Source organism: Sphingomonas asaccharolytica NBRC 15499 (assembly GCF_001598355.1).
Lineage (GTDB): Bacteria > Pseudomonadota > Alphaproteobacteria > Sphingomonadales > Sphingomonadaceae > Sphingomonas > Sphingomonas asaccharolytica.
Map to the genome: position 1 here is coordinate 1 of NZ_BCYU01000039.1, position 18303 is coordinate 18303.

General features: G+C 65.1%; 22 protein-coding genes. 11 read left to right on the forward strand and 11 right to left on the reverse strand.

The genetic code is table 11. The annotated features are described in order from the left end of the window. The coding region (locus tag SAS01S_RS23280; protein WP_281179324.1) for a cold-shock protein at positions 1-315 on the forward strand (315 nt) is incomplete at its 5' end. A gap of 223 nt (positions 316-538) precedes the next feature. On the opposite strand, the gene SAS01S_RS11970 is transcribed toward SAS01S_RS23280, so the two are convergent. Further along, positions 539-1369: an EamA family transporter gene (locus SAS01S_RS11970; protein ID WP_066808207.1), complete on the reverse strand. Its 831-nt coding sequence runs from the start codon at positions 1367-1369 to the stop codon at positions 539-541. Between the two features lie 46 nt (positions 1370-1415). On the opposite strand from SAS01S_RS11970, the gene SAS01S_RS11975 reads away from it, so the two are divergent. The 4 genes from SAS01S_RS11975 to SAS01S_RS11990 all read left to right on the forward strand — a co-directional run bounded on the left by SAS01S_RS11975 (position 1416) and on the right by SAS01S_RS11990 (position 3944). After that, entirely contained in the window at positions 1416-1985 is a 570-nt protein-coding gene (locus SAS01S_RS11975; RefSeq protein WP_066808209.1) for a sigma-70 family RNA polymerase sigma factor, read from the forward strand. Beyond that, entirely contained in the window at positions 1975-2655 is a 681-nt protein-coding gene (locus tag SAS01S_RS11980; RefSeq protein ID WP_084238899.1) for an anti-sigma factor, read from the forward strand. Before SAS01S_RS11975 ends, SAS01S_RS11980 begins: the two co-directional genes overlap by 11 nt. A 110-nt stretch (positions 2656-2765) precedes the next feature. Next, positions 2766-3317: a fasciclin domain-containing protein gene (locus SAS01S_RS11985; RefSeq protein ID WP_066808212.1), complete on the forward strand. Its 552-nt coding sequence runs from the start codon at positions 2766-2768 to the stop codon at positions 3315-3317. Between the two features lie 240 nt (positions 3318-3557). Then, positions 3558-3944: a DoxX family protein gene (locus SAS01S_RS11990; protein ID WP_066808213.1), complete on the forward strand. Its 387-nt coding sequence runs from the start codon at positions 3558-3560 to the stop codon at positions 3942-3944. A 12-nt stretch (positions 3945-3956) separates the two neighbouring features. Here SAS01S_RS11990 and SAS01S_RS11995 read toward each other — a convergent pair whose 3' ends face one another. Further along, the gene (locus SAS01S_RS11995) at positions 3957-5546 is read right to left on the reverse strand and encodes a cisplatin damage response ATP-dependent DNA ligase (RefSeq protein WP_066808214.1); all 1590 of its coding nucleotides are present in this window, start codon (positions 5544-5546) and stop codon (positions 3957-3959) included. A 122-nt stretch (positions 5547-5668) separates the two neighbouring features. On the opposite strand from SAS01S_RS11995, the gene SAS01S_RS12000 reads away from it, so the two are divergent. Next, positions 5669-6493 (forward strand): metallophosphoesterase, encoded by an 825-nt coding sequence (locus SAS01S_RS12000; protein ID WP_066808215.1) that lies wholly within the window; start codon positions 5669-5671, stop codon positions 6491-6493. 48 nt (positions 6494-6541) lie between these two features. On the opposite strand, the gene SAS01S_RS12005 is transcribed toward SAS01S_RS12000, so the two are convergent. The 3 genes from SAS01S_RS12005 to SAS01S_RS12015 form a co-directional block, all read right to left on the reverse strand. Next, the gene (locus SAS01S_RS12005) at positions 6542-7033 is read right to left on the reverse strand and encodes a Dps family protein (protein ID WP_066808216.1); all 492 of its coding nucleotides are present in this window, start codon (positions 7031-7033) and stop codon (positions 6542-6544) included. Between the two features lie 100 nt (positions 7034-7133). Further along, positions 7134-7679, reverse strand: a complete 546-nt coding sequence (locus tag SAS01S_RS12010) for a TMEM165/GDT1 family protein (protein WP_157082789.1) — start codon at positions 7677-7679, stop codon at positions 7134-7136. Positions 7680-7690: 11 nt separating this feature from the next. Next, positions 7691-7999 carry a hypothetical protein gene (locus SAS01S_RS12015; protein ID WP_066808220.1) on the reverse strand — a complete coding sequence of 103 codons (309 nt, stop codon included), beginning with the start codon at positions 7997-7999 and terminating at the stop codon, positions 7691-7693. Between the two features lie 165 nt (positions 8000-8164). Here SAS01S_RS12015 and rpmG point away from each other — a divergent pair, with 165 nt between their 5' ends. Further along, complete coding sequence (gene rpmG, locus SAS01S_RS12020; protein WP_066808222.1) at positions 8165-8332, forward strand: 50S ribosomal protein L33; 168 nt, start codon at positions 8165-8167, stop codon at positions 8330-8332. Positions 8333-8556: 224 nt separating this feature from the next. Here the strand turns inward: rpmG and SAS01S_RS12025 are convergent, their stop codons facing one another. Further along, the gene (locus SAS01S_RS12025; RefSeq protein WP_066808290.1) at positions 8557-8919 is read right to left on the reverse strand and encodes a response regulator; all 363 of its coding nucleotides are present in this window, start codon (positions 8917-8919) and stop codon (positions 8557-8559) included. A 28-nt stretch (positions 8920-8947) separates the two neighbouring features. Between SAS01S_RS12025 and SAS01S_RS12030 the strand changes: the two genes are divergently transcribed. The 4 genes from SAS01S_RS12030 to SAS01S_RS12045 all read left to right on the forward strand — a co-directional run bounded on the left by SAS01S_RS12030 (position 8948) and on the right by SAS01S_RS12045 (position 11582). Beyond that, a complete protein-coding gene (locus SAS01S_RS12030) occupies positions 8948-9214 on the forward strand; it encodes a DUF3572 domain-containing protein (protein ID WP_066808224.1) in 267 nt (88 codons plus the stop codon). Continuing rightward, complete coding sequence (locus SAS01S_RS12035; protein WP_066808226.1) at positions 9211-9849, forward strand: hypothetical protein; 639 nt, start codon at positions 9211-9213, stop codon at positions 9847-9849. Before SAS01S_RS12030 ends, SAS01S_RS12035 begins: the two co-directional genes overlap by 4 nt. Continuing rightward, positions 9846-10313 (forward strand): RidA family protein, encoded by a 468-nt coding sequence (locus tag SAS01S_RS12040; RefSeq protein WP_066808228.1) that lies wholly within the window; start codon positions 9846-9848, stop codon positions 10311-10313. Before SAS01S_RS12035 ends, SAS01S_RS12040 begins: the two co-directional genes overlap by 4 nt. A 120-nt stretch (positions 10314-10433) precedes the next feature. Further along, on the forward strand, positions 10434-11582 hold the full coding sequence (locus SAS01S_RS12045; protein ID WP_066808230.1) for a GNAT family N-acetyltransferase: 1149 nt from the start codon (positions 10434-10436) through the stop codon (positions 11580-11582). Here SAS01S_RS12045 and SAS01S_RS12050 read toward each other — a convergent pair. From SAS01S_RS12050 to SAS01S_RS12070, 5 genes are all read right to left on the reverse strand, one after another. Then, on the reverse strand, positions 11557-13203 hold the full coding sequence (locus SAS01S_RS12050) for a hypothetical protein (RefSeq protein ID WP_066808232.1): 1647 nt from the start codon (positions 13201-13203) through the stop codon (positions 11557-11559). The two genes, SAS01S_RS12045 and SAS01S_RS12050, sit on opposite strands and share 26 nt — an antisense overlap. Positions 13204-13242: 39 nt before the next feature. After that, a complete protein-coding gene (locus SAS01S_RS12055; RefSeq protein ID WP_066808234.1) occupies positions 13243-14985 on the reverse strand; it encodes a hypothetical protein in 1743 nt (580 codons plus the stop codon). Further along, entirely contained in the window at positions 14982-15383 is a 402-nt protein-coding gene (locus SAS01S_RS12060; protein ID WP_066808236.1) for a GtrA family protein, read from the reverse strand. Before SAS01S_RS12060 ends, SAS01S_RS12055 begins: the two co-directional genes overlap by 4 nt. After that, positions 15383-16894 (reverse strand): NAD(P)/FAD-dependent oxidoreductase, encoded by a 1512-nt coding sequence (locus SAS01S_RS12065; RefSeq protein WP_066808238.1) that lies wholly within the window; start codon positions 16892-16894, stop codon positions 15383-15385. Before SAS01S_RS12065 ends, SAS01S_RS12060 begins: the two co-directional genes overlap by 1 nt. A gap of 157 nt (positions 16895-17051) precedes the next feature. Further along, complete coding sequence (locus SAS01S_RS12070; protein ID WP_066808240.1) at positions 17052-18269, reverse strand: argininosuccinate synthase; 1218 nt, start codon at positions 18267-18269, stop codon at positions 17052-17054. Positions 18270-18303: the final 34 nt, after the last annotated feature.

Sequence of the window (18303 nt, forward strand, 5' to 3'; positions counted from 1 at the left end):
GAGCCGATGCCGGTGACCGACCGCGGCCCGCCGCGTGATCGCGACGCCGGCCCGCGTGGCGCCGCCGGTGGCGCTGGCGGCGGTGGCCGCGAGCTGACGGGCGAGAAGGCGACCGGCACGGTCAAGTTCTTCAATGCGATGAAGGGCTTCGGCTTCATTCAGCGCGATGACGGCCAGCCCGATGCGTTCGTCCATATCTCGGCGGTCGAACGCGCCGGCATGACCAGCCTGAACGAAGGCGATCGGCTCGAATTCGAGCTCGAGGTCGACAATCGTCGCGGCAAATATGCCGCCGTGAACCTGACGTCGATCTAATCGTCCTAACGGTTCTGCTTTTGAAAAGGCCCGGTCCGCCAAGTGCGGGCCGGGCGTTTTTCATTTTGGGTGTATAAATCCTCCCCGTTTACGGGGAGGGGACCAAGACGCGCAGCGGCTTGGTGGAAGGGGCGGGCATCAAGCGACGCAGATGTGGAGAGCCCCCCTCCACCACTCGCTTCGCGAGCGGTCCCACTCCCCGCAAGCGGGGAGGATTTTTCTGCTACCCCCGCAAGATCAGCCCGGCCCCAGCCAGAATCCCCAGCACCGCCAATCCCCGTCCGACCGTCACCCGCTCCTTCAGAAACACGACAGCGATGACCAATGCGGTGACCATCCCCGTCTCGCGCAACGCGGCGAGCGGCGCGGTCGGACCGATCGACAGCGCATAGAGCGCAAGACCATAGGTCAGGATCGATAGCGCGCCGGCGATCGCGCCCGGTCGCCATTGCTGGCGCATCGATGCGAACAAGGTGCCGCGCGTCAGGATCGCGAACAGTCCAACGATGACCAGCCCCATGGTCACGAACATCCAGGCGATATAGCTGAACGGCGTCGGCGCCGCGCGCACACCGGCGGCATCGATCACCGTATAGGCGGCGATGGTGAACCCCGTCAGCACTGCCCAGCCGAACCCGGCCCGGCTGAGGTGACGGCCGATCGCCAGCACGAACATCGAGATGCCGATCAGCGCGATCCCGGCGATGCTCATGGTCGAGACATGATCGCCGAGCAGCCCGAGCGTCACGCCCGCCGTGACCAGCGGCGCGGTGCCGCGCAACACGGGATAGGCCGAAGAGAAGTCGCTGACCTGGTACGCCCGGATCAGCGCGTAGAGATAAAGCGCATGGACCAGCGCCGTCGCCGCGAGCCAGGTCCAGGCGCCGTGCGGCAGCGGTACGAGCAGCAAGGCGGGAAGCAGGATGATCGCCGCCGATCCGTCGGTCATTGCGCGCGACGCCATCTTGTCCTTGCCGCCTTTGACGATGGCATTGACTACCGCGTGAACCGACCCCGAGGCGATCATCAGCAGCGGCGCTAGCATGACGGTCATCGTCACCCTAATTGCGTGCGCCGCCGCTGACGTCTAGTCATGCGGCGTGCGTTCACCCACCGACCCCGCCGCCGCGCGCGCCCGCCTGACCGAGGCGTTGGTGCGCGCCGGGCAGGAGGATCGCGCGGCGTTGCAGGATGTGTACCGGCTGACGTCGGCGAAGCTTTTCGGCATTTGCCTGCGTATCTGTGGAGAGCGGAGCGCTGCCGAAGATGTATTGCACGACGTTTATATCACGATCTGGAAACGCGCCGGCGCCTATGAGCCCGGGCGCGCCAGCCCGATCTCGTGGCTGGCGACGATCGCGCGCAACAAGGCGATCGACTGGGTGCGGGCGCGTGGTGCGCGGCCCGCGCACCCGATCGAAGAGGCGGCTTTGGTAGCGGACTTGTCCCCCGACCAGCGCGAGATCGCCGAGCGCGACCAGGAGTCGCAACGGCTGCACGATTGCCTCGACGCACTCGACGAACGCGCGCGCGATGCCATCCGAACGGCGTTCTTCGATGGGGTGACCTATGCCGAACTGGCCGAGCGCGAGAACGTGCCGCTTGGCACGATGAAGAGCATCATGCGGCGCGGCCTGCTCCAGCTGAGGGGATGTGTCGATGACGCCTGACGCTCCCGATCCCGATATGACCGCCGCCGAACTCGCGCTCGGCCTGCTCGATGGCGAGGAACGCGCCTCGGCGCTGCGACGGGTGCTGGCCGATCCTGCCTTCGCGCGCGAGGTCGAGGAGTGGCGCCAGCGGCTGGCAGGGTTGTTCGACGATTATCCGGAAGTCGCTGCCCCCGAATCGGTCGCTGCTCGCCTCGCGCAACTCGACCAGCCCGCCGCGCCAGCGCCAAATCGGCGCACGCGCTGGCCGATTGCCGCGATGGTCACCGCGATCGCCGCGATGCTCGCCTTGTTCATCGTCCTGCGACCGACACCGCCGGTCGCGGTTGCGCCGCACCACCTGATGGTCGCGTCGCTGATGATGAGCGATAAATCTGCCGCGGTCCCGGCGATGGTCGACATGACGACGGGCGAGATGCGTGTCGGCGGGGCGGCGATGGCGCCGGCAGGCAAGACCGCCCAGCTCTGGATGATCGGCGGCGATGGCGTACCCAAGCCGATGGGAATGCTGGCATCGACCGGGCCGTCGCGCATGGTGCTGCCGATGGAGAAACGCCGCGCCCTGAAGGCCGGCATCATGCTGGCGGTATCGATCGAGCCGCTCGGCGGGTCACCAACCGGGCTGCCGACCGGGCCGGTCGTGGCGAGCGGAAAACTCTCGATCGCCTGAGCGAATTCAATAAACGGGACAGAATTGTTCCCGGCAGCTGCATCCGCCGGAGCCCCACCTCCGTACCTCCAGTCGCACGCGCCAAATGGCGTGCTTCAGGAGACAGGGACATGAAGGCAATCCGTAAATTGATGCTCGCGACCGCATTGGTCGCCGGCGCAGGCGCAGGCGTCGCCGCGATGAAGAACCCGATGGTCGGCGGTGCCGCCATGTATCCGACCAAGAATATCGTTCAGAATGCGGTCAATTCGAAGGACCACACCACGCTGGTCGCCGCGGTCAAGGCCGCCGGGCTGGTCGACACCTTGTCGGGTAAGGGCCCGTTCACCGTCTTCGCGCCGACCAACGCGGCATTCGCCAAGCTGCCCGCTGGAACGGTCGACACGTTGCTCAAGCCCGAGAACAAGGGCCAGTTGACCTCGGTGCTGACCTATCACGTCGTGCCGGGCCGGATCACCGCGGCGATGATCGCGGCCAAGGCCAAGAAGGACGGCGGCGTCGCCAGCTACGCGACGGTCCAGGGCGGGATGCTCAAGTTCAAGAAGATGGGCGCCGGCTGGGCGGTCATGGACGACAAAGGCGACACCGGAATGATCACCATCGCCAACGTAATGCAATCGAATGGCGTGATCCACGTCATCGACACCGTCATGCTGCCCTAATTCCTGCCGGGGCAGCGAGGGACCGGCGTCATTCCCCCGGCGCCGGTCCCTCATGCGGTCGACGTCGCACCAAACCGAGATGTGGCGGCATCCGGCAAACTCGATCGGAAAATGCCATGCAGAAGATTCCAGCCGCCGCGGTCGTTGCGCCTAAGCTTATGTGCCGTTTGCCATCGTCGCACGCTATTCGGATGGGCGTGTCTCCACCATTGCCGATCCTGACATGACGAACGGGAAGAGATGCAGGTGAGGCGCGCCGACTTGGCCCGTGGCACCATCGCGCCGCTCTATCTGCTGGCTGGAGCGATACATATAGCGCGACCGGACCTCTTCATGCCGGTCATGCCGCTGGCGCTTCCATATCCTCTCGTCATCGTCAGGCTGACCGGTGTTGCCGAGCTCGCCGGAGCAGTCGGCCTGTTCGTGCCACTAACCCGAGCAGCCGCAGGCGTGGCGCTCGCGCTCTATGCTGCCTGCGTCTATCCGGCGAACATCCTTCACGCGGTCCACGATCTGTCGACCGGCACTGGGCTGGGCTGGGCCTATCATTATCCGCGCCTGTTCGCCCAGCCGTTCATCTGCTGGTGGGCATTGGCGGCCGGCGGCTTGACCGGTGGCCGACGATAATCGGAGACTCTCTCAGGTCACCAGCTTCCTGATCCCGGCGATCGTATCCGCTTCGGCCGCCGGCTTGTCCGTGCGGATGCGATGGATGCGCGGGAAGCGCATCGCGAGGCCCGATTTGTGGCGTTTCGACTCATGGATCGAATCGAACGCGACTTCGAGGACCAGGGTCTTCTCGACTTCGCGCACCGGGCCGAAACGGTTGATCGTGTGGTTGCGGACGAAGCTGTCGAGCCATTTGAGCTCGTCATCGGTGATCCCCGAATAGGCCTTGCCGACCGGCAGCAACTCGCCCTCCTCGGTCCAGCAGCCGAACGTATAGTCGCTGTAGAAGGACGAGCGCCGGCCATTGCCGCGCTGCGCGTACATCATCACGCAATCGGCGGTCAGCGGATCGCGTTTCCATTTGTACCACAAGCCGGTGCGGCGGCCGGCGACGTAATCCGAGTCGCGCCGCTTGAGCATCACGCCCTCGATCGCGGCATCGCGCGCACCGGCGCGGATTTCCTCGAGCGCGGCGAAATCCTTCGCTTCGATCAGGACGCTGACGTCGAAGCGCTCGGAGTCGAGCCCTGCGGCGAAGCTTTCGAGCCGCGCGCGGCGATTGGTCCAGGCGAGCGCGCGGAGGTCCTCGCTACCATCGAACAATATGTCGTAGAGGCGGACGAAGGCTGGATATTCATCGAGCATCTTCGCCGACACGATCTTGCGCCCCAGCCGCTGTTGCAAGGCATTGAAACTGGCGGCGCCCGCCCCTTCCTCGAGTGCACTACCCTGCGCCTCGCCCTTCACCATCAATTCGCCGTCGAGCACCCCGGGCGAGCGAAACGCTGCGGCGATGTCGGGAAAGCTGCCCGTAATATCGTCGCCCGCGCGGCTATAAAGCCGAGTCTCGCCGCCGACATGGACGAGCTGGACGCGAATGCCGTCCCATTTCCATTCCGCGGCATAATCGGCCAGGTCGACCGTGCCTTCCTCGAGCGGATGCGCGAGCATGAACGGGCGGAATACGGGCACGTCGGCGGCGGTCGGCTGCGGGCCGCGGCCTTCGACCCAGTCGAACAATTCGGCGTAAGGCGGGCGGATTGCGTGCCAGACTTCCTCGACCGCCTCGACCGCGACGCCGAATGCCTGAGCGAGCGCGGTTTTGGCGAGACGCGCCGAGACGCCGATCCTGAGCGCGCCGGTCGCCATCTTCAGCAACGCGAACCGCTCTTCGGCATCCATCCGGTCGAGCATCGCGGCAAGCGCGGCCGGTGCATCCGAGCGCGACAGCGAATTGAGCGTGTCGACCACTTGGCCGACCGACAACGGCTCGCCGTTGCCGTCATCGGCGCCAGGCCACAGCAAGGCGATCGTCTCCGCCGTGTCGCCGACATAGTCGCGGCTCATCCGGAACAGCACCGGGTCGACGCGCTCCTCGATCAGCGCGCGGATCACCGCCGGCTTGACCGCGGGAAGATCGAGATCGCCGGTCAGCGCCGCGATCGCCCAGCCGCGATCGGGATCCGGGGTCGCCTTGAGATAATCGCCGATCAGCTTGAGCTTGGCGTTGCGCGACCGCGTGTAGATCAGCGAATCGAGGAGCTGCGCGAAAGCGTGCATGTCGCGACCAACATGGCGCTCGCGTAACGGTTCCACCAGAGCGGCTCCTAAACCCCCCCCCCGGAACGGGCGGGATTTAGGAGTCATTGCCCGCCGCCCGCGCGCCTCCTAGGCGTTCGACCATGCGCAAGCTGCTCAAGGCCGTCCTCATCCTGTTGCTGATCGTGGCAGGATTCTATCTCTATGCGCGTGCCGAGGCGCGGTGGGATCCCGTGGTGCGCACCGCGACGATCAAGCTGCCGCGCTGGCCCAAGGGAATAAAGCCGGTCCGCGCCGTGCTGATCAGCGACGTGCATATCGGCAGCCACGCGATGGACGAGGCTCGGCTGAGCCGCATCGTCGACCAGATCAACGCGCTCAATCCCGATATCGTGATGATCGCCGGCGACTTCATCTACGGCAAGGATCCGCACAGCGCGAAGGCCAAGGGGCAGGCGCTGGTCGCGCCGCTCAAGAAACTGCATCCGCCGCTCGGCGTCGTCGCTGTGCTGGGCAATCACGATCACTGGACCGGGCCCGATGACGTGACCAGTCTGTTGGCCCAGGCGCGGATCACCGTCCTGGTCAACGACGTCACCGCGCGCGGGCCGATCGCGATCGGGGGGGTCGACGATGATTATACCAAGCACGCCAACATCGCCGCGACCATGGCCAAGCTGCGCCCATTCGAGGGCGCGCGCGTCATCCTGACCCATTCGCCCGACATTGCACCGCGATTGCCGGGGGACGTACATCTGCTGCTCGCGGGACATACGCATTGCGGCCAGGGCGTACTGCCCTTCTATGGGCCGATCACGACCGTCTCGCGCTTCAAGAACCGCTATCGCTGCGGCCTGGTGATCGACCCGGGGCTCGCGGTGATCGTGACCGGAGGGCTCGGCACCAGCGGCCCGCCGCTGCGATTCGGCGCGCCGCCCGATCTCTGGCTGATCACGCTGGAAGGGTGAAGCCACATGATTCCCCCCCCCCCCACGAGGGAGGGGAATCTCGAGAGGTTACGCCTTGCGCCCAGCCTCGAACAGGAACCAGGCGCGGCGTTCGGCCTGGTCGGTCCAGTCGTCGATCATCGCGCTGGTGGCATTGTCCTTGGCCGTGTCGGCAATGTCCTTCGCCTCGCGCAGGCTTTCGACCAGCTTGAGGTTATCGTTGCGCAATTCCTTGAGCATGTCGTCGGGCGCGACGAAATCCTTCTCATTGTCCTTGAGCGTCTGGTGCCGGGCGATATCGCCGATCGAGCGCAGGGTAACGTTGCCGGTCTTGCGCACCCGCTCGGCGATGTCGTCGGTGGAGGCGAAGATCTCCGCCGCCTGTTCGTCGAGCATCAGATGATAGTCGCGGAAATGCGGGCCCGAGACGTGCCAGTGGAAATTCTTGGTTTTCAGATAGAGCGCGAACGAATCGGCCAGGATCGTGTTGAGCGCGTCCTTCACGCTTTTCGCGGCGTTGGACGACAAATCGGTCGGAGTCTTGAGATCGGCGTTGGGCATGGTGTCTCCGTTGAGCGAAAGAATCGTTGCGACAACGGATCAATATAGGATTGGCTCCGCTCCTTGCCGCACGAAAATGCCGGGCAGAGTGATCGACGCGCTAGATCAGCCGCAGCGCGGAAAAGGCCAGCCAGAAGCCGGCGATCGCCAGCAATCCGCCGAGGACGATGCCGATCGCGCGGTGGGGCAAGGTGCGCCAGACCATGTCGCCGCCGATCGCCGCGAACCCGAGCACGATGGCGCTGCCGATGAACCCGCCGATCCCGGCAAGCGCGGCGGTGCCGCTCATCGCCAGCGCGAGGGTGACGAATTCGGTGCGGCCGCTCCACCCGCCGGCGATCAGCCGGGCGGCGACGGTCCAGAATGGATGGCGCCTCTCGCCCGGCTCGATCGGCTTGCCCGGCCAGATCCCGCCGCTTGCCGCAGCGAGTAGGGCGAAAGCGACGAACAGCCGCTTCGGATTGGGGGTGAGATGCGGTGCAAGGAAGAAGCCCGCGACCGCGGCAATCGCATGCGTGATCAGCATCGCGACCAGGGCACCGGCCAGCACCGCGCCGGTCTTGCGAGAGCGATCGGCGACACACGCGACATAGGTCGCGGTCGGATCGGTCGCGCGAATCAGCAAGGCGGCAACCAGCGCCGCCATCAATGAATCCATTAGCCGCCCAGTCGCATCGCACCGGCGGCGAGGAAGACATGGCCGGTCTGCGCGTCGGTCTGGCCGCAGCCGACCGCTTCGGTCAGCATCGCGATCCAGCCGCGCACGATCACCCCGCTTTCGCCGCGTCCCAACGCCGATTCGAGCGCGTGCGCCACCGCCACAACGGGCAATATGCCCGCCGCTTCGGCCACACAGCGGATCGAATCGACTTCGACGACGAGGTCGCGCGGACGCACATGCCGGGCCATCAGGTCGAGCCGCGCGATCCGCGCGGCGAGATCGTCATTACGAGCAGAAAACCCCATTTCCCCTACTCCCGCTTCGCTTGCGCGAGAGTGCTACCGATATGGTAAAGGGGGTGTTAAAGCCCCTCGCGCTTGACAATCCTCCTCGGCTGGGCCAATGGCCCGCCCCTGACAAGCGGCGGCACGTCCGCCGCTTTTGTATTTCAACCAGCAGGAATTTGGGTCATGGCCAAGCCGACCACCGTCAAGATCAAGCTCGTCAGCTCGGCCGACACCGGCTTCTTCTACGTCACGAAGAAGAATCCGCGCACCCAGACCGAGAAGCTGTCGTTCCGCAAATACGATCCCGTCGTGCGCAAGCATGTCGAGTTCAAGGAAGCGAAGATTAAGTAAGCCGCCAGGCTTGCTTATCCCCGCGAAGGCGGGGACCCAGGGCCGCAGGGGAAACCCTCGCGGCCTTTTCGTTTTTAAGCCCTCTCTCGCGTGCGGGAGAGGGTTGGGTGAGGGTCTTCTTTCTTCTTCCGGGCGGACAACGCGAAAAAAAAGAAGAAAGAAGACCCTCACCCTCCCACCGCTGCGCGGCGGGCCCCTCCCTCTCCCGCAAGCGGGAGAGGGAATCAGAGCAGCGCGTTCACTTCCTCGACGAATCGCGCGACCGAGATCGGTTTGGACACATAGGCGTCGGCGCCGGCGGCGCGGATGCGGTCCTCATCCTCGCGCCCGGCATAAGCGGTGACCGCCATGATCGGGATCTTGCCCAGATCCTCGTCCGCCTTGATCTGCAGGATGAGGTCATAACCGCTGACATAGGGCAGCTGGATGTCCATCACGATGAGGTCCGGCGCAAAGCCGCGCGCGCGCTCGACCGCCTCGCGCCCGTCGCGCACCGGCTCGGTCTCGAATTCGTGCGCGCGCAGCAAATCGCAGAACAGCTTCAGATTGAGTTCGTTGTCCTCGACAACCAGCACGCGCTTTGCCAACGGGGTCTCCTTGGACCACGACATAGCAATGAACCCCACCGACACCAACGACGCCCCGACCTTGGCATTGCACGCGCTGGCCTGGACGCTGGCCGATCCGGCGCGCGCGCGGCGATTGCTCGACCTGACCGGACTCGACGCCGACGACCTGCGCGGGTCGGCCGCGAATCGCGGTACCCAGGCGGCAGTGCTGGGATTCCTCGAAGCGCACGAGCCCGATCTGGTCGCTTGCGCGACCGAACTCGGCGTCAAACCCGAGGCGCTGGTCGCCGCCCGCCGGAGTCTCGATACATGACGCGCCCCTTGTTGATCTGCGATTGCGACGAAGTGCTGCTGCACATGGTACGCCATTTCGGCACCTGGCTGCGCGAGCGCCACGATATCGCCTTCGCGCACGAAACCGGCAGTTTCATCGCCATGACCCATGCCGATGGCAGCGCGGTCGAGCATCAGCGGATCTGGGCAATGCTCGACGAATTCTTTCCCGCCGAGATGGAACGCCAGACTCTGGTCCCCGGCGCCGCCGAAGCGCTGGCGGCGCTGTCCGAGAGCGCGGACATCGTCATCCTGACCAATCTGGGCGACCATTGCCGCGATCATCGCATCGAGCAATTGGCGCAGCACGGCATCCGCCACCGGGTCGAAACAAATCAGGGCGGCAAGGGTGGTCCCGTAGCACGGCTGGTCGCGGAATATGGCAATCCGGTCACGGTTTTCGTCGATGATCTGGCGACGCACCACGAATCGGTTGCCAAGCACGCCCCCACAGTCCACCGGCTGCACCTAGTCGCCGAGCCCGCAATGGCACCGCAAGTGCCGCCCGCGGCGCACGCGCACGCACGAATCGACGACTGGGGGGCAGCGCGCGACTGGATCGCCCAGCGCTTCGCCGCCGACCAGCCGGCCATAACAGAAGGGATTTCCGCATGACCGACCGTATCGACCGCAAGCTGGAGGAAATGGGCCTGAGCCTGCCGTCGCCGGCCGCGCCGGTCGCCTCCTACGTACCGACGGTCGACGCCAATGGCCTGCTCCACATTTCGGGCCAGCTGCCGTTCAAGGACGGCAAGGTCGTCACCGGCCGGTTGGGCGACGGAGTCGACAAGGTCGCGGGGCAGGAGGCCGCCGAATTGTGCGGACTGATGCTGGTCGCGCAGATCAAGGCGGCCCTGGGCGGTGACCTCAGCCGGGTCGAGCAGATCGTCAAGCTGGGCGTGTTCGTCAATTCGGCGCCCGATTTCACCGACCAGCCCGAAGTCGCCAATGGCGCCTCGAACCTGATGGAGGCTTTGTTCGGCGAGGCCGGCAAGCATGCCCGCAGCGCGGTCGGCGTCGCGGCGCTGCCGCGTGGAGCAGCGGTCGAGGTCGACGCGGTGGTCAAGCTCGCCGACTAAACCAACTAAACGTCATGCCGGGCTTGTCCCGGCATCCACCGATCCGCATATTCCGCGTATGCAGGAAGTGCGGCACGTTGGGCCCCGGCACAAGACCGGGGTGACGAAAGACTGCGGCGCGTGAGTCGCGCCTCAATTACCGCGCGTATTTCTGAAGGCGTGTCGCAAGTGGCGGCGGCCGATTGGGACGCCTGTGCCGGCACCGGCAATCCGTTCGTGCGCCACGACTTCCTCTCGATCCTCGAAGAATCGGGCAGCGTCGGCCGCGGCACCGGCTGGCAACCGCTGCCGGTGATCGTCGACGGCGCCGACGATCGCCCGGCGGCAATCGCACCTGCCTATGCCAAGAGCCACAGCCAGGGCGAATATGTCTTCGACCATGGTTGGGCCGATGCCTGGGAGCGCGCCGGCGGCGATTATTATCCCAAGCTCCAGGTAGCGGCGCCGTTCACCCCGGTGCCGGGGCCGCGGCTGCTGCTGCGCGACGAGACGATGGCCCCCGCGCTGATCGGCGCGATCGAGGCGCTGACCGATCAGAACGGGCTGAGCTCGGCGCACGCCACCTTCGTCGCCCCGGGCCAGCTACCGTTGTTCGAGGCGGCGGGCTGGCTGATCCGCGAAGGCACCCAATTCCATTGGCAGAATGATGGCTATGCGACGTTCGACGATTTTCTGGCGGCGCTCGCCAGCCGCAAGCGCAAGGCGATTCGCCAGGAACGCGCAAAGGCGGTCGAGGGACTGACTATCCGCCATGTCACCGGCGCCGAGCTGACCGAGGCGCATTGGGACGCGTTCTGGGCATTCTATCAGGACACCGGCAGCCGCAAATGGGGGCATCCCTATCTGACGCGGCCATTCTTCTCACTGCTGGGTGAGCGGATGGCAGATCATGTGCTGCTGATCCTGGCCGAGCGCGACGGCCGCCCGATCGCGGGAGCGCTCAACCTGATCGGTAGCGATACTCTGTACGGCCGCTATTGGGGATGCGTCGAGGACGTGCCCTTCCTCCATTTCGAGCTATGCTATTATCAGGCGATCGATGCGGCGATCGCACGCGGGCTGTCGACCGTCGAAGCAGGCGCGCAAGGGGAGCACAAATTGGCGCGCGGCTATGTCCCCGTGCCGACCTGGTCGGCGCATTACATTCCCGACCGCAATTTCCGCCGTGCGATTGCCGATTTCCTGGCGCGCGAACGCGCCGGCGTCGAGAGCGACCAGCAATATCTGGCGCAGCTCACGCCGTTCAGAAGAGGGGAACCTTGCTCTTAGGCGGGAGCGGGAAGTCGCTCCTCTTGGCCTGCGGCGCCACCTCGACATGGTTGACCTTGAACACCACGCTGTCGCCGCTGCGCCAGATCGGGGTCAGGTCCTGGACGTATTTGGCGTGATAGGGTGGCGGCGTGATCAGCCACACATAGTCGAACGCCGGGCGCGGGAAGAGCGCGAGGCTGCGGTCGATCGGTCGCCACCATTCGCGCGCGCATTGCCGTTCGGTGACGATCTCCGACGGGTCGTGCGAGAAGTGCCCGGCGGCGACATATTTGGTCGTGAGCAATTGCGCGCCGGGCATCGACCATTGATCGTTGGTATAGGCAGCGTTCCGCTCGAGCGCGAGCGCGGGCAGGTGCTCGAGCCGGCTCATCAGCCATTCGTTGTTGCAGGTCTTGCCGACGAAGCTGACCAGGCGCGCACCGACCGGGATATGGTCGAGCGCCTTGAGCTCGCGGTCGTAATTCTGGTCGAAAATGTAGAAGCTGACCGTCGTCGCGGTCGTGCGGACCAGCACGAAGGCAAGCCCAAGGACCGCGACCGTCTTCATCGTCCGTGGCGACACCATTTTTTTGGGCCGGATCGCGATGACCCCGATCGCCACCATGAACGGCGCCAGCCGCATATCGGCATAAGCCGAACCGAATACGATGCGCGGCAACAGCACGAAGACCGCGACCAGGAACAAGGTCGAGAGCCCGACGGCACGCGAATATTCGAAATTGGGGTCGCGCACCGCCTTGTAGATGACGAGCCCGATCACCGCCACCGAGGCGATGTCGAACGCCATCCAGCGATCGCGCAGCATCATCGTCAGCCAGCTGATCTTGGCCTGCCAGTTGAACCAGTCGCCGGTCTCCCCGGTCACGTGCTGGCCGTTACGCCAGGCGATCATCAGCAGCATCGGCAAGCAGAGCGGCAGGCAATGCAGCCCGGCGCGCACGAATCCCACCGCCCAGCGCTTGGCACCTTCGCGCGTGATCGGTCCGATCCGCGCCCCGACCTCGTCCTTTATGCGATCGTGCTCGCGAACCATTTCCGCCGAGAAGGCGAGCACGCCGAGCACGCCCCAGCCGAAGGTGTGGCAGACCCACAGGATGCACGACAGCGGCACGAAGATGATCGCGCGCAACCGGAACTTCTTGAGCCGCGCGAGCCGCAGCCACAGCGCGAACATCGGCAGCGCCCAGGCCATCGACAGCATGAAGTTCACGAAGCCGAATTGCAGCGGGTAGCAATAAGCGAGCGGCAACGCGAACAAGGCGGTGGGCGGGATGCGCCCATGGACTTCGCGGGCGATCCATAACAGGCCGATCACGATCAGCGGCGGGATCGACAGCACGATCAGCTTGACCGACAGTTCGAGCCCGAAGATCGGATGAAGAATCTCTACCAGCAGGTCGACGCCGAGATTGCCGATCAGCGACCATTGGAAATTATACCAGTCGAGCAGCCAGGGATAATTCTGGAGATCGACCTGGACGCGGTAGCGGCCCATATGGCCCGGCAGATCGACCAGCGGCGGGATGTCGGGCCACAACAGCGGCACCATCGACAATAACGCCATCACCACCACGAAGGTGCGCGTCTGCCACCATTGAAGTTTGTCGCTGCCGTCCATCCTCGCGGCTTTAGGCATGGGCGGGGTCACGCCGCAAGGTCAACGCACGCGCCAAACCTTGGCGGGCGAGCCGGGCAGCGCCATCGGCGTCAGCCAGGCAGGTGTCCGGCCGGCATCGAGACGGGCCAGGAACCCTATCGGCGATTCGCCTTCGTAGATCATGATCTCCGGCAGGCCGGGGCAGAAGGCGACATAGTCGATCCGCCGCCTGCGAATGATGGCGTGCGCCTGATCCTCGCTGCCGACAAACGCCGCGATCACATCATGCATGGCGGTTGCGCCACGATGATGTCCGCTCGCGACGGCGTCGTGCGGTGTGAGCAGCAGGATCGTCGGCGAAATATCGAGCGGCGCGAGGACGTTGCCGCGTGGCAAAGCGTGGAGCGCCTGCATGTCGTTGGCGTCGAGGCACCCCATTGCCCGGTGCACCGTCGCGACGCGTGGATCGGGCGCCAGGGCGGTTGACGACACATGGAAAACGGCGCCGGGCGCCGCCGCGGCGAAGACACCCAACGTCGCTACCAGCCGCTTGGGCAGGCTGTCGATCGCCCGCGCCTTTAGGAGCAACGGATGCAGCAGATGCACCACGCCCGCGATCGCCAACAGATTGGCGACGCCGCCCGACCGCTGGACGAAGATCGCCGCCGCCGTCGCCGCCACCAGCAGGAACGATAAGGTGATCCAGCGCGCACGCTCTTCGCCGGCGCTTGTCCTCACCGCCAGCATGGCTCCGGCCAGCCCGAGCAACGGAAGCGCGATCGTGTTGACGATCACGGACGGTGCCTGGTCCCATAACGGCAGGCCTTCGGCCACGTTCATGTACCAATAATGGTGGACCAGCGGATCGAGCTGGCCGAACGGACCCGCCGCGCATTGCGGCGCGAGCAAGGGAAGCGGCGCGAGCGCGGCCAGACCGACACCCGCCAGTCCCACCAGACGACCGACGATCGTCCGGATCGGCAGCGCGGTCAGGGCTATAGTACCTGCCGCCGCGGCCATGAGCATCGCGAGATAGACTGGCGACACCGCATCGCACGGCGACACCAGCCATGCGCTCGCCGGATGCGATACCAGGAAGATGAAGACGGCGCCCAGGCTGGTGGCCGCCACCGTCGCCGTCAGCAGCGCGCGACTTGCCGGCGTCACCGCCCATTTCAACGAGACCAGCGCCAGGATCGCCGCGATCATCGGCAAGCCTTCGAGCGAGATCGACAGCCACACCGCGATCGCCGCTCCGGTCAGCAATCCCGCCTTGCGGGTCGGGGTGCCGACCAGCGCATAAGCGGCGAGCAGCGCGGTCGCCATCTGCCAGCCGTGATGGTCGATCCGCATCGGCCGAAGCTGGTGGAGGACTTCCACGCCGAGGGGCGTAATACACACCGCCATCAGCGCTGCACCGTCATTGGCGAGCATCCGTCGAGCGATCGCCGCCACCAACGCCATCACCACGCCGAGCGTCAGCAGCGGCACGACCACCAAGGCGACATGTTCGGCGAGCAGCTGGCCGAGCAGCGGCCGCAGCGTCACGATCACCGCCGCGATCGGCAGATCGACCACGCGCGACCAGTGCATCGGCACGCCGACGGGATCGTTGAGACGATGCTGGGTCAGATCGAACCAGCTCTGCCCTGCCAGCCAGTCGCGGACCTGCAATAGCCGCATCTGGTCGTCGGGGTCGGGAAAGCGCCATGCGACAACGGCGCTCCAGGTGATGACGACGAGCAGAACCGACGTGATCGCCCAGATCGCCGCGACCGACAGCCAAAAGCGCCGCGCGGTCATGCGAATACGATCTTCGCCCGCAAGAGATACGTGGCCTGGAAGCTCGCCGCGATCGCGATCAGCTTGGCCAGCCGGGCGTCGAGCCCGAATTGGACCGCGAGGCTGACGATGGCGACGGTGATCAGCAGGCCGGCAAAGGCCGAGAGCAGGAACAGCGCCTGTTGCCGCGCGCGGTCGATGCCGACGTCGCGCAGCTCACCGGCGAAAACCAGCCGGCTCGATATCAGCCAATGCATCACAATGCCCGCGCTGTAGCTGAGCGCCGACAAGAGCGCGATCGGCATGCCGCTGGCTTGAAGCGCCAGGAACAGCGAGAAATCGACGCCGAGCGCGGCCGCGCTCGCGGCGAGATAGCGCAAATAGGTCGCTCGCCACAGCAAGGCCATGACGCGGTTCATCACGCGGCTGCCCCGAGGCGGGCAGGCACGAGCCGCTCGGACGCCAGCGCGGCGCGTTCGCCCTCATTGCCGCTCTCGTGATATTCGGCGTCTTCGTTGACTGCCCAGATATCGTAGATGCGCTCGCCCGCCTGGATGTTGCGGACGGTGAGCATCGCGGTCATCATCGCGTGATCCTGATTATTGTAGCGATGCATGCCGTTGCGTCCGACCAGATGGAGCGTCGGATAGCGCGCTTCGAGCTCGCCGCGCATCTCTTCGACATTCGTCCGGTAACCGTCGTCATAGACCGGATAGGCCTTTTCCTGCCGCACGACGCGGCCGCCGACCACGGTGGCCGGATCCGCCAGCCCCAAGGTCGCGAGTTCCTTCGTCGCCAAGGCGACGAGATCGTCGTCCGAGGCCGACCACAGGCCATCGCCTTCGAAACAGAAATATTCGAGGCCGACACAGGCAAGCGCTTCGTCGGGCACCATTTCGGGCGACCAGCTGCGGAAATTCTGAACGCGGCCGACCTTCACGCGCGGGTCGTGGATATAGATCCAATTATCGGGAAACAAATCGTCCGACCGGATCATCAGCGCCACCGTCAGGAAGTCGCGGTAATTGAGGTCGAGCGCATTGGGCAAAGTCGCCGGCAACGGGTGGATCCGTCCGGCCAGCTCGCGCATCGGCGCGGACGAGATGACATGGCCGGCATTGATCGTCAGCATCTCGTCGCCACGGCGCGCCGCGACGCGCCAGCGTCCGGTCGCCTGGTCCTGGCTGATCTGATGCAGCGCGGTTCCCATCAGCACACGGTTGCCTCCGGCGAGCACCTTGTCGCGCGCCGCATCCCACATCATGCCCGGCCCCTGGCGCGGATAGCGGAAGGTCTCAAGCAACGTCTTGACGGCCATGCCGTCGTTGCGCCGCTTGTTGAGCCCGAGCGAACGCTTGAGCCCGTCGATCACCGCGCCACCCAGGCTCAATCCCTTGATGCGCTGCGCGGCCCAATCCGCCGACATCTCGTCGCACGGCATTCCCCAGACCTTCTCGGTATAGGTCTTGAAGAAGATCGAATAGAGTTTGTGGCCGAATTGGTTGACCACCCATTGCTCGAACGAGCGCGGATCCTTGGTCGGAAACGCTTTTGCCTTGGCATAGCTCAGCATGCACATCGCCGAGCGCCAGATGCCGAGATTCATCAGCGCCTCGAACCCGCGCAACGGATAGCTGTAGAATTTGCCCTCATAATAGATGCGGCTCATCCGCGGGCGTTCGATGAAATCGTCGGGCAGGATCTCGTTCCAGAGATCGACTACCTCTTTCGACTTCGAGAAGAAGCGGTGGCCGCCGATATCGAACCGGAAGCCGTCATGCTCGACCGTGCGGCTGATGCCGCCGACATAGACCGGATCCTTCTCGATCACGGTAACCGAATAACCGAGCTTGGTAAGCTGGTACGCGGCAGTCAGGCCCGCCGGGCCGGCGCCGATGATCGCGACATCGACTGCCTGGTCGTCCCGCATGTCTACTTTCCCCCGAACCGCGATGGTCGGGAGGAGCCTTGCCGGCAAAATGGTTAACGCTCTCCTAAAACGCGAGCGATTAGAGCGTCCTGTCGAGCATTCAGGCGATCACCAGGAGCCCCGAGGCGACTGCGCTTCGATCGAAGCGCAGTTCGCGTCAGCGATCGCGCCGTCCGAGCAACCGCAGCCGCAACGCGTTGAGCTTGATGAACCCGGCCGCGTCGCGCTGATCGTACGCGCCCTGATCGTCCTCGAACGTCACTACCTTCTCGCTGTAGAGCGAATAAGGCGATTTGCGGCCGACCACGTACACACCGCCCTTGTAGAGCTTGAGCCGGACCGTGCCGGTGACCTTTTCCTGGCTATGGTCGATTGCCGCCTGAAGCATTTCGCGCTCAGGCGAGAACCAGAAGCCGTTATAGATCAACTCGGCATAACGCGGCGCGAGTTCGTCCTTGAGGTGCGCGGCGCCGCGGTCGAGCGTGAGCTGCTCGATGCCGCGATGCGCGAGGTGATAGATGGTGCCGCCCGGCGTCTCGTACATGCCGCGCGACTTCATGCCGACGAAGCGGTTCTCGACCAGGTCGAGCCGGCCGATGCCGTGGCGCTTGCCGAGCTCGTTGAGCTTGGTCAGCAAGGTCGCGGGCGACATGCCTTCGCCATTGATCGCGACGCCATCGCCGCGCTCGAAATCGATCGTGATGATCTCGGGTGTGTTGGGCGCGTCCTCGGGATTGTCGGTGCGCGAATAGACGTAGTCGGGCACTTCCTCCCACGGATCCTCGAGCACCTTTCCCTCCGACGAGGTGTGGAGAAGGTTGGCATCGGTCGAGAACGGCGCTTCGCCGCGCTTGTCCTTGGAAACCGGGATCTGGTGCTGTTCGGCGAATTCGATCAGCCGGGTGCGGCTGGTCAGATCCCATTCGCGCCACGGCGCGATCACCTTGATGTCGGGGGCGAGCGCGTAATAGCCGAGCTCGAAGCGGACCTGGTCGTTGCCCTTGCCGGTCGCGCCGTGGCTGACCGCGTCGGCGTTGACTAATTTGGCGATTTCGATCTGGCGCTTGGCGATCAGCGGCCGCGCGATCGAGGTGCCGAGCAGATACAGTCCCTCATAGAGCGCGTTGGCGCGCATCATCGGGAAGACGTAATCCTTGACGAATTCCTCGCGCAGATCGTCGATGAAGATGTGCTCGGGCTTCACCCCGGCCATCTCGGCTTTCTTGCGCGCCGGCTCGAGCTCCTCGCCCTGGCCGAGATCGGCGGTGAACGTCACCACCTCGCATTGATAGGTCTGCTGGAGCCATTTGAGGATGACGCTGGTGTCGAGACCGCCCGAATAAGCGAGGACGACACGATTGATCTGTTCCGACATGGCGGCTCCGAACGGTAAAGGGGGGAATCGCGAG